The sequence below is a fragment of the Mesorhizobium sp. M1E.F.Ca.ET.041.01.1.1 genome (assembly GCF_003997355.1).
Taxonomy (GTDB): Bacteria; Pseudomonadota; Alphaproteobacteria; order Rhizobiales; family Rhizobiaceae; genus Mesorhizobium.
Genome location: NZ_RZSL01000193.1, coordinates 1 through 9980, shown reverse-complemented (window position 1 = coordinate 9980; position 9980 = coordinate 1). Strand labels below are relative to the sequence as shown.

The following is a 9980-nucleotide window of genomic DNA, read 5'->3' as shown; positions in this document are numbered from 1 at the left end:
CGCATGTCTTCCATCGGCAGGTTCATGGCCTGCCGGACTTCCTCCGGAATATTGGTCGGTCCTGGGATGAAAAGATGGGTAAACCCGGCCATGCGCGAACTCCTCCGATCGTTTGGGATTGTCAGGGGAGTGTCGTTCGCGCGGCGTGTCGCAACAACACCTTGCCGGGTAAGTTGTCGCCACGGGCGGGTAGGGCGGACCTACCCGGTCCGCCTACCCGAAAGGCGATTTGGAGGTGCGGCGCTTCTCGTTCGCATAGAGCGCGACGGCCATGGCGCGGTTGCGCACGTCGAGCTTGTCGTAGAGATTCTTGAGATGGTACTTTACCGTGTTCTCCGAGATCCCGGTCCGGGTCGCGATCTGGAGATTGGTCCAGCCATCGGACAGCACCGCAAGCAGCTCGCGCTCACGCACGGTGAGCTGCGACAGCGGCGTGTCGTTGACCTTGTTGATGTCGATGTAAGGAATGCAGATCCGCCCATGCGCGACCGCCAGGATCGTCTCGAAGATGATCGACGGGTCGTCGAACTGGAAGCAGTAGCCCTGGGCGCCCAACCGCACGCATTGCTTCAGGATGCCGATGTCGTGGTCGTTGGAGAACACCGTGACGCGAACATCGAGCTTGCGATTCTGGACTTCCGCCAGAATGTCGGCGCCGTCCATGTCGGCGAGCTTCCAGCCGATCACGGCGACATCGAACCTGGTGTTCGCCGCCAGCTCGAGGAATTGCGCGCCGCTCTGAACGGAGCTCACCAGCTCGAAACGCCCATCGCATTCCAGCATTTCGCGGAGCGCCGACACAACGAGCGGATTGCGCTCGGCAACGACGACGCGCACGCGCCTCGAGCCAACTGCTTCGTTCGTTTTCCGGGACTTGAGGTTCAAGGCCTGCCGATTGTCCTGTCGATCTTGCGCCGTCTGCAGGCCTTCTGGACCTGCTATGATGACAATTCTGCCCCAACGGCGCGGCGGCGCTCTTTCCGCAGCGACATGCGCTGTCGCGTCGCCTGAAGCCGAAAATTGCCCTGCCATCAGGTCGCGTCGAAGGCGTCACGGCGCATATTTCGCTGAATATTCCGCGTGCTAGCGCAACGATTTCGCAAGACGAATCGCATCACGGCCCTATCTGCCGCGTTGGCATCGGATTTTCCCGAAATGCGGTTTCCACTTTTCGGGATCATGCTCTAGACGTGATTCGCACCCTTTCCGGATTCCTGTTGGCGGGAGGCGCTGGTGGAAGGCCAGGACATAGAGACGACGACCGGCGCCAGGGCCGCCGAGGAGCACTACGCCGACATCTATGGCGAGGATGGGGCCGTCCGTTCTTCCTTCCTCGCCCAGATCGGCGCGGCGATCGCCGACCGCGACACGCTGACCCTGAAGCGTGAAGTCGACGACCTGCATCAGTCCGAACTGGGCGATCTGCTAGAGGCGCTGCATCCCGAACAGCGCCGGGCCCTGGTCGAGTTGCTGGGTTCCGATTTCGACTTCTCCGCGCTGACCGAGGTCGACGAGGCTATCCGCCTCGATATCGTCGACAACCTGCCCAACGAGCAGATCGCGCAGGCGGTGCAGGAACTCGATTCCGACGACGCCGTCTACATCCTGGAGGACCTCGACCAGGAGGACCAGGACGAGATCCTGTCGCAACTGCCGTTCACCGAGCGCATCAGGCTCAGGCGCGCGCTCGACTATCCGGAAGAGACGGCCGGCCGGCGCATGCAGACGGAGTTCGTCGCCGTGCCGCCGTTCTGGACCATCGGCCAGACCATCGACTACATGCGCGAGGACAAGAACCTTCCGGACCGCTTCAGCCAGATCTTCGTCATCGACCCGAGCTTCAAGCTGCTCGGCGCCATCGACCTCGACCAGATCCTGCGCACCAAGCGCGCGGTCAAGGTCGAGGATGTGATGCACGAGACGCGACATGCCATCCCTGCCACCATGGATCAGGAAGAGGCGGCGCGGGAGTTCGAGCAGTACGATCTGCTCTCGGCCGCCGTGGTCGATGAGAACGAGAGGCTGGTCGGCGTGCTCACCATCGACGACGTGGTCGACGTCATCCAGCAGGAAGCGGAGGAAGACCTCTTGCGCATGGGCGGCGTCGGCGACGAAGAGCTGTCGGATACCATCGCGGCGACATCGCGCTCGCGCGTTCCATGGCTGCTGGTCAATCTTGGCACGGCCTTCATCTCGGCCTCGGTGATCAGCGTGTTCGGCGCGACGATCGAGGAAATGGTGGCGCTTGCCGCACTGATGCCGATCGTCGCCTCACTGGGCGGCAATGCCGGCACCCAGACGATGACGGTGACCGTGCGCGCGCTCGCCACGCGCGACCTCGATATCTACAATGCCGGCCGCGTCATTCGCCGCGAGGTCATGGTCGGCCTGCTCAACGGCGGGATCATTGCGACCATCCTCGGTCTGGTCGCCGGCATCTGGTTTCACAATCCCGACCTCGGTTTCGTCATCGCCGCGGCGATGATCCTCAATATGTTGGCCGCGGCACTCGGCGGCATCCTCATCCCACTGTTTCTCGACAAGCTCGGTGCCGATCCGGCAATTTCGTCCTCGATCTTCACGACAATGATCACCGACGTTATCGGCTTCCTCGCCTTCCTCAGCCTCGCCACATGGTGGTTGCACCTGGGCGAGCGAGCCGGATAGGCATCTTAATTGACTTTTACGTAAATGCCGTGCGACGTTATCTCGGGGTCATGTGCCGATTCCGGCGCAAGACGGGGTTTGATAGGAGGGAAGGGCGACGCTCCTGCGTGGCGATGCCTGGACGTTTGGGCGTGGGAGCGAGAATGCGGGAATATTACACGATCACCGAGCTGACGCGCGAATTCGACGTGTCGACGCGGACGTTGCGTTTCTACGAGGACGAAGGGCTGGTGCAGCCGATCAGGCGCGGACGCACGCGGCTGTTCCGCCCCTCCGACCGGCATCTCATCCGTCAGATCATGCGCGGAAAGCGACTCGGCTTCTCGATCGCCGAGATCCGCGAGATCATCCAGATGTACAAGGAGCCGCCCGGCGAGGTCGGCCAGCTCAAGCTGATGATCAAGCGCATCGAGGAAAAGCGCGAGGACCTGCGCCAGAAGCGGCGCGACCTCGAGGAAACGCTGGCCGAACTCGACCAGGCGGAAGAGTCCTGCGTCGAGCGGCTGGCGGAGCTTGGCGTCAACACCTGAGGGACCGCCCACTTCCGTTGAACTGGCGATCGATCAAACCGTGTTCATGATTCTGACTTGGCTGTTTGTCGCCGCAGTCGTCGTCCACAATCTGGAAGAAGCACTTCTGTTGCCAGCCTGGTCGGAGCAGGCCGGGCGTTGGCATAGTCCTGTCGGGGCGCGCGAATTCCGGTTCGCCGTGTCCATGCTCACTCTTCTTGCAGGCATTGCCGCTGTGCTCGCCAGCGTTCAGGGGCGAGGGAGCCTCGGCGCGTATCTTCTGTCAGGTTACGCGCTGGCGATGCTGCTCAATGTGGTCTTTCCACACCTCCTCGCCACAATTGCCATGCGCCGCTATATGCCGGGCACTGCGACCGCTCTTGCGTTGAACCTGCCGGTCACCGCCGCGCTGCTGCGTCAGGCGTTTCGGGAGGAATACATCGCACCGATGCGTTTCGCCTGGGCCGGGCCGGCTGTCGTCATGGCGATCATGCTGTCGATCCCGGCGCTGTTTTATCTCGGCAGAAAACTGTGGCCCGACACCGGAAAGGCATCACGCCGAACGTAGGCTGTGTCACGATCAGATCCAGCGCCGCACTCTTTTCGCGTAGTCGCGGTATTTCTTGCCGAACTTCGCCGCCAGCATCTTTTCTTCCTTCTCGATCGCCAGCTTCTGCGTCGCGAAGGCGGCGAGGAAGGCGAACAGCAGGAACCAGGCGATGCCGGTGATGAAAGAAACGCCGATCAACAGGAGCGTGTTGGCGAGATACATCGGATTGCGGGTGACGCCGAAAGGGCCCGACGTCACCAGATGGTCGGGCTCGGCATTAGGATCGAGCGTGGTTTTCGCGCGCACCATGGCTCGGATCGCCGTGACCCAAAGTGCTGCGACGCCGAAGAGCGCCACCCAGCCGGCGCCGACCAGGATGTCGCCAAAGATGTCGCCGATCCAGGGCAGCGGGTAGAGCATGCCGAGCACGACGCTCAGCACTATCGCCACGACATAGATCACGGGCGGCCAGGGAATGATCCCGTGTCTGGGCTTTGCGACGCCTGTCATTGCTGCCCTCCCTCCATCTCGTCCTCGGTCGCGGCGGTGCAGGTGCTCGCCAGATCGGCCAGATGCGATTTCCAGGCGCTGGACTGGTCGTTGCTGTAGAGCTTGTCGAGAGACCCTTCGCCCTTCAGCGTGTCCAGCATGCAGCCACAATAGCTTGAACAGAACTTCGTGTCCCGCTGCTGTTCGCACTGCGCCTGGCAAGCCGGCAGGAAGCCGGCTTCCTTGTCCTGAGGGGCGGGAGGCATGACCTGCGACAACAGCCAGACCGAGCCGAACAGCACCGGCTGATGGATGAGGTAGAAGGCAAGGCTGTGCCGGCCAATGAAGGTGAGCGGGTTCGACCAACGGCTGGGTGTCCAGGTTCCCAGCCAGGCGAGAAGGCCCGACGCTGAAGCGAGCTTAACCGCCGCCATGCCCGCGAGCACCGCGCCGAACCATGGAAACTGCGGCACATAGTCGTTGGAGCGCGGGTTGGTCGCCGACAGCCCGACCCACCACAGCGCCGGATGGTCGAAGACTTCCGAGCGCAGATAGGAGGGCGCCGCGATCACGGCTGCTGCGACAATTGCCGTCAGCAGCGCCGGCAGCCTGAGAAACGCGAGACCGAGCAGGCTGGCCAGCGCGATCTCATGCAGGATGCCGAAGAAGATGAAGCCGTCCGGAGTCGCGATATAGGTGACGGCCGAGATGGCGATCGCCGCGACCGCAACCATGGCAAAGCGTTTCCAGAAGCCCGGCCAGCGGATCTGGCGGCCATGCGCCAGGAACAGGCTGACGCCGACCAGGAAAAGGAAGGTCGAGGCGATGCCGCGGGCGTAGAGCTTCCACCAGCCGAAAGCGGTCAGGCCGGGCGCTGTGTAGCCGAAGTTTTCGAGGTCCCAGGTGAAGTGGTAGCTCGCCATTGCGATCAGCGCGATGCCGCGCAGGATATCGATGGCGGCGATGCGGCCGTGCTTCGGCGCGTCCTGAACGGGGTCGCTCGTCGTTTGAAGGCTCATGATCTCGCAATCCGATTCAGTCGTGCCAAACGACTATCACGGTTCGGCCGAACAACAGAGCGTGGATCGGCGGCGGCCGCCGCAGCCGCCCGGCAAGCCGCTTTAGGCCAGCGGCGGAAAGCCTTTGACCGGCTTCGCTTTTCGGCTTTTCGGAGTCGGTTTCCTGCTACCGGTCCGCTACTAGATTTGGCGAGCGATTCACTTTCGGAGGGCCGATGTCCACCCATGTGCGCCATCCGATCTGGCTTCCGGCTCTGAGGCCCGCCGATGCGCGCACCTTCGCCTCGCTCTATGCGGTCGAATCCTTCGCCCGCGCCACGATCTCCAGCGTCATCCCGATCCAGGCCTACGAGATCCTGCAAAATGAGCAGACCGTCTCGATCCTCTACACCATCGTGTCGCTGCTCGGACTTTCGGTGACGCTGTTCATGCCGATGCTGATCCGCCGCTTCGCCCGACGCTGGGTCTACACGGCCGGCTGCCTGATGCTGGCGCTCGGCTCGGTCTTCTTCGTCACCCACACACTACCGGGCCAACTCGCCGGCATGCTCTGCCGCGTCATGGGGGCGAGCGCGCTGTCGATCACGCTCAACCTCTACATCATGGACCACATCCGCAAGACCGATTTCATGCAGGCGGAATCGCTGCGCATAGCGTGGTCGATGTTCGCCTGGACAGGTGGGCCGACGCTCGGCATCTTCCTCTACACGCGCTTCGGCATCTATGCCGCGCATGGCGCGGTCGTGGCCTTCGCGCTGTCGCTGCTGGCGCTGTTCTGGGCCTACCGGCTGGGCGACAACCCGTCGATCCGCCCCGGCAAGAGCCGGCCGGCCAATCCGCTCGCCAATATCGGCCGCTTCATCGCGCAGCCGAGGCTCAGGCTCGCCTGGCTGATCGCCTTCGGCCGCTCCTGCTTCTGGACGACCTTCTTCGTCTATGGTCCGCTGTTCATGGTGATCACGGGCGAGGGCAAGCTTGCAGGCGGGCTGCTGGTTTCGGCGGGCAACGCGCTCTTGTTCATGGCGATCTTCTGGGGCAAGGCGGGCAAGCGCTTCGGCGGCCGCCAGACTATGACCTTCGCCTATTTCGCCATGGCGGCGATGCTTTTTGCGGCAGGCGGAGTCGGCGAGACCGCGCCGCTGCTCACCGCTGCCTTCCTGCTCTGCGGCGCGCTCTTCACCATCGCGCTCGATGCGCTGGGCTCGACCGCCTTCATGCGCTCGGTGCGCGCTTACGAGAGGGCGCAGATGGCGGCGGTCTACCGCACCTATCTCGACTTTTCCGAGCTGACGCCGCCGCTGGTCTATTCGGTGGTGCTGAGCTTTTTCGGGCTGGGCTCGGTGTTCGTCACGCTCGGCCTGTTGGCCGCCTTCTGCGGCTTTTTCACCTGGCGCTATCTGCCGAAGTCGTTTTGAACTCTGCGTGGCGCCCTCGCACCCATTCGTGGAAGCGGCGCAGGTCGTATTCCTCAGGCATCAGCACGCCGGCCTCGTGGCGGATCGAGCGCAGGCCCTTCTGATTGACCTCGCAGATCGCGGCGTCCTCCTCCAGCACCTGGGTGCCGAAGGCGACGATGTTGTCGATATCGGTTTGCGCAAGAGCATCGGGCGCGAACAGCCATTCGGCGGTGAGCTCCGTCAGCTCGGGTCCCAGCGGGGCGAGCCTCACCGTGCGGACATAGTCGACATGGCCGACGATGAACATCGAGGGCAGCGACGTTGCGTAGGTCTGGCCGGCGGCGCGCTCGGCCGGCGTCAGGCCGGCAAAGACCGGACCATGCACGCGCCCGTCGCGCGACCAGGTCTCGGCGCCGGCGCGCAGGCCGCCGGAAAACTCCGGCGCGTCGTTGTCGGCGTGGCGGGCCCATTCCGGATCGTCGTGCCTCGCCATCAGGCCCCGGCCGTAGATCGGCACCAGCCGCGACAGGTCCTTGTGGACGCCCGGGCAGTGCAGGCACTCGTTGAAGTTCTCCCAGAAAATCTTCCAGTTGCAGTTCATCACCTTGCTGAGCCGATGCCCGGTGACGAGCGTCTCCAGCGGCCAGTTGGCAAGGTCGCCGGAGGCGGGATCGAACGAGGCTTCCGCCGTGCCGCCGGCATCCTTTGCAAGGTTGATGAAGACGAAGCCGCGCCACACCGACAGCGCCACGCGGTAGAGCGGGTAATCGGTCTTGTCGAATCCCTCGGGCAGCGATTTCGACGGCACGCGCACGAGATCGCCGCGCAGCGAATAGGACCAGGCGTGATAGGGGCAGGTGAGGAGCCTTGCCTTCAGCCGGCCTGCGCTTTCCTGGCAAAGCTGCGAGCCGCGATGCCGGCAGGTGTTGTGGAAGGCGCGCAAGCTCCCGGTCTCGTCGCGCAGCACGACGACCTCCTGCGAGCCGATGCGGATTGCGCGGAAGGCGGGGGGGTCCGCGAGATCGGCCTCGCGGCAGACCATCAGCCAGCTTCGGTACCAGATCGCATCGAGATCGCGCAGATACCCGTCGGCGTCCCGATAGGCGGACGACGGCAAGGTCGGCTCGAGGCGGGTCAGGCCGTTATAGAGATCGCGTTGGCTCGGATTCGGCTGCATCGGCTTCTCCCTGGCTGCCGACAGCCGACACCCGGCCAAACCCGTTGTCAATCGTGTGGCCATTGTGATGTCCCGGTGCCGCCTTTAAGGTCGCTCGCGATCGCCGACGGGTTCGCCGGCCGGCCAGGGTGGCAAGGCATGCCTGCAAGAACGATGTCGCTTACCGAGGAACTGGTCGCCCGCTGTTATCGCGCGGTCGAGGATCCAGGGCCTGATCCTGACGCGCAGCATCTCTCCGACAGCGACTATGAAGAGATGCTGGATGCATTCGAGGGCGAGTTGCCTGCAACCGAACCGCTGTGGCTGTTCGGCTATGGCTCGCTGATCTGGAAGCCCGAAATCGAGCATGTCGAGGAGCGGGTCGCCGTGGCACGGGGCTGGCACCGCTCCTTCTGCATGAAGATGACGCGCTGGCGCGGCACCAAGCAGAGCCCGGGTCTGATGATGGCGATGGATCGCGGCGGCGAATGCAAGGGCGTCGCCTTCCGCCTGAACGGTGGCGAGCGCCGGCAAGCGCTGGACAAGCTTTTCCGTCGTGAGATGACCCTCAAGCCGACCAGCTACCACCCCCGCCTGCTGCAGCTCGCAACGGACAATGGGCCGTTGAGGGCGCTCGCTTTCGTCATCAATCGCAAGGGTACGACCTATGCCGGGCCGCTCAGTGAAAGCGAGGTGGTGGAAAGGCTGGCGACGTCCTGCGGCCATTGGGGTTCCGGTGCCGACTATCTCTACAACACCGTCAAAAATCTCGAAGCGCGTGGCATCCACGATGCCCATCTGTGGCGGCTGCAGCAGCTTGTCGCCGAAAGGATCGCGGCCTCCTAGCATGTGAATCCATGCCGCAATCGCGCTCCGGCATGGCGGAATTTGGTTTGCCGCCTGCGGCGATTCTGCCTATAGTCGCTCGCGTCGTCGGTTCCGTTTTTGGAGCCAAGAGGGAATGCGGTGAGGGGTGGATTTCCTGCCCAAAGCCGTGGCTGCCCCCGCAACTGTGTGCGGTAGTCCTCTCCATAAACCACTGAGGATTTTCCTCGGGAAGGTGGGGAAGGGCGCGGATCCGCGAGCCAGGAGACCTGCCGGCGACAGGAAAGTTGACTTCGATGCCCTCGGGTGGAGGGCGAAAGGACAAGACATGAATACCGCTTCCGTCTCCCTCGGCGCCTCCGTCTCCTCGCAGTCGCGCATCATGCAGCTCGCTCTCGCGGCGCTGCTCGGCATCTTCGTCGTCGGCTTCGTCGGCTTCTCGCATATCGATGCGGTCCACAACGCTGCCCACGACTATCGCCACTCGATGGCGTTTCCCTGCCACTGAGGAAGGCCTGACATCATGAATCTGTTTCGCAACGTCGTGTTCATCGCGGCGATCGCGGGGCTCGTGGCGGGCATCGCGCTCGCCTGCATGCAGGCCTATGCGACCGTGCCGCTGATCCTGAAGGCAGAAGTCTATGAAAAGGCCGGTGGCGGCCATCACCACGACCATGCCGCCAGCACAAACAACAATGCGATGAGCTCGGCCGCTCCCGCGGACAACGCGATGAGCAGCGCGGCTCCGACCCCCGCCGAAGCGGCTGCTCCGGCCGAGGACGAGGGCTGGGCGCCGGCAGACGGCTTCGAGCGCTTTGCCTTCAACGTCGTCGCCAACATCGTCACCGGTGTCGGCTTCGGGCTGATCCTGGTCGCGGTTTCCGAATTCGCCGGCGGCATCGGCAATTGGCGACAGGGCGTGTTCTGGGGCCTGGCCGGCTTTGCCGTGTTCACCCTGGCGCCCGGCCTCGGCCTGCCGCCCGAGCTGCCGGCAATGCCTGCGGCAGAGCTTTTGCCGCGCCAGATCTGGTGGACTTCGACAGTGGCCGCGACAGCGATCGGGCTCGGCTTGATCGCCTTTCGCAAGTCGCTGCCGCTGGCCATCCTTGGCGTGGCGCTGATCGTGGCGCCGCACATCGTCGGCGCGCCGCAGCCCGAAAGCTTCGAGACGGCGATCCCAGAAGGCCTGCATCACCAGTTCGTGGTGGCGGTGACGCTCACCGATCTGGTGTTCTGGCTGGTGCTGGGCGCGGTCGTCGGCGTGGTGCGCGGCCGCTTCACCGGCGCGGCGACCAGCCTGCGCGGCAGCTTTGCCTGATCGCGCCGAGGGTCGCCTGACCTTCATCATCGGCGGAGCTGGCGCGGCCG

At 64.0% G+C, this 9980-nt stretch carries 11 protein-coding genes and 1 riboswitch; of the genes, 7 read left to right on the top strand and 4 right to left on the bottom strand.

Annotated features, from left to right (window positions below):
• Positions 1–213: 213 nt before the first annotated feature.
• Positions 214–837 (bottom strand): response regulator transcription factor, encoded by a 624-nt coding sequence (locus tag EOA38_RS17320; RefSeq protein WP_126093232.1) that lies wholly within the window; start codon positions 835–837, stop codon positions 214–216.
• 396 nt (positions 838–1233) lie between these two features.
• Here EOA38_RS17320 and mgtE point away from each other — a divergent pair, with 396 nt between their 5' ends.
• From mgtE to EOA38_RS17305, 3 genes are all read left to right on the top strand, one after another.
• On the top strand, positions 1234–2667 hold the full coding sequence (gene mgtE, locus EOA38_RS17315; protein WP_126093233.1) for a magnesium transporter: 1434 nt from the start codon (positions 1234–1236) through the stop codon (positions 2665–2667).
• Positions 2668–2810: 143 nt separating this feature from the next.
• Complete coding sequence (locus EOA38_RS17310; protein ID WP_040969921.1) at positions 2811–3197, top strand: MerR family DNA-binding transcriptional regulator; 387 nt, start codon at positions 2811–2813, stop codon at positions 3195–3197.
• A gap of 46 nt (positions 3198–3243) precedes the next feature.
• Positions 3244–3744: an HXXEE domain-containing protein gene (locus EOA38_RS17305; RefSeq protein ID WP_245480860.1), complete on the top strand. Its 501-nt coding sequence runs from the start codon at positions 3244–3246 to the stop codon at positions 3742–3744.
• 12 nt (positions 3745–3756) lie between these two features.
• Here the strand turns inward: EOA38_RS17305 and EOA38_RS17300 are convergent, their stop codons facing one another.
• Complete coding sequence (locus EOA38_RS17300) at positions 3757–4236, bottom strand: isoprenylcysteine carboxylmethyltransferase family protein (RefSeq protein ID WP_126093235.1); 480 nt, start codon at positions 4234–4236, stop codon at positions 3757–3759.
• Complete coding sequence (locus tag EOA38_RS17295) at positions 4233–5234, bottom strand: DUF1624 domain-containing protein (RefSeq protein WP_126093236.1); 1002 nt, start codon at positions 5232–5234, stop codon at positions 4233–4235. Before EOA38_RS17295 ends, EOA38_RS17300 begins: the two co-directional genes overlap by 4 nt.
• 215 nt (positions 5235–5449) lie before the next feature.
• Here EOA38_RS17295 and EOA38_RS17290 point away from each other — a divergent pair, with 215 nt between their 5' ends.
• Positions 5450–6649 carry an MFS transporter gene (locus EOA38_RS17290; protein WP_126093237.1) on the top strand — a complete coding sequence of 400 codons (1200 nt, stop codon included), beginning with the start codon at positions 5450–5452 and terminating at the stop codon, positions 6647–6649.
• On the opposite strand, the gene EOA38_RS17285 is transcribed toward EOA38_RS17290, so the two are convergent.
• Positions 6618–7808, bottom strand: coding sequence for an aromatic ring-hydroxylating dioxygenase subunit alpha (locus tag EOA38_RS17285; protein WP_127299788.1), 1191 nt, complete (start codon positions 7806–7808; stop codon positions 6618–6620). The two genes, EOA38_RS17290 and EOA38_RS17285, sit on opposite strands and share 32 nt — an antisense overlap.
• Positions 7809–7946: 138 nt before the next feature.
• Between EOA38_RS17285 and EOA38_RS17280 the strand changes: the two genes are divergently transcribed.
• The 3 genes from EOA38_RS17280 to EOA38_RS17270 all read left to right on the top strand — a co-directional run bounded on the left by EOA38_RS17280 (position 7947) and on the right by EOA38_RS17270 (position 9930).
• Entirely contained in the window at positions 7947–8633 is a 687-nt protein-coding gene (locus tag EOA38_RS17280) for a gamma-glutamylcyclotransferase (RefSeq protein WP_126093239.1), read from the top strand.
• A 71-nt stretch (positions 8634–8704) separates the two neighbouring features.
• Positions 8705–8904: riboswitch (cobalamin riboswitch) on the top strand.
• A 36-nt stretch (positions 8905–8940) separates the two neighbouring features.
• A complete protein-coding gene (locus tag EOA38_RS17275) occupies positions 8941–9120 on the top strand; it encodes a CbtB domain-containing protein (protein WP_095780832.1) in 180 nt (59 codons plus the stop codon).
• 15 nt (positions 9121–9135) lie between these two features.
• Complete coding sequence (locus tag EOA38_RS17270; protein WP_126093240.1) at positions 9136–9930, top strand: CbtA family protein; 795 nt, start codon at positions 9136–9138, stop codon at positions 9928–9930.
• Positions 9931–9980 lie beyond the last annotated feature (50 nt).

Excerpts from the sequence above, each read along its gene's own strand:
- EOA38_RS17310 (WP_040969921.1), top strand. The coding sequence starts at position 2,811 with ATGCGGGAATATTACACGATCACCGAGCTGACGCGCGAATTCGACGTG.
- EOA38_RS17305 (WP_245480860.1), top strand. The coding sequence starts at position 3,244 with ATGATTCTGACTTGGCTGTTTGTCGCCGCAGTCGTCGTCCACAATCTG.
- EOA38_RS17300 (WP_126093235.1), bottom strand. The coding sequence starts at position 4,236 with ATGACAGGCGTCGCAAAGCCCAGACACGGGATCATTCCCTGGCCGCCC.
- EOA38_RS17295 (WP_126093236.1), bottom strand. The coding sequence starts at position 5,234 with ATGAGCCTTCAAACGACGAGCGACCCCGTTCAGGACGCGCCGAAGCAC.
- EOA38_RS17290 (WP_126093237.1), top strand. The coding sequence starts at position 5,450 with ATGTCCACCCATGTGCGCCATCCGATCTGGCTTCCGGCTCTGAGGCCC.
- EOA38_RS17285 (WP_127299788.1), bottom strand. The coding sequence starts at position 7,808 with ATGCAGCCGAATCCGAGCCAACGCGATCTCTATAACGGCCTGACCCGC.
- EOA38_RS17280 (WP_126093239.1), top strand. The coding sequence starts at position 7,947 with ATGCCTGCAAGAACGATGTCGCTTACCGAGGAACTGGTCGCCCGCTGT.
- EOA38_RS17275 (WP_095780832.1), top strand. The coding sequence starts at position 8,941 with ATGAATACCGCTTCCGTCTCCCTCGGCGCCTCCGTCTCCTCGCAGTCG.
- EOA38_RS17270 (WP_126093240.1), top strand. The coding sequence starts at position 9,136 with ATGAATCTGTTTCGCAACGTCGTGTTCATCGCGGCGATCGCGGGGCTC.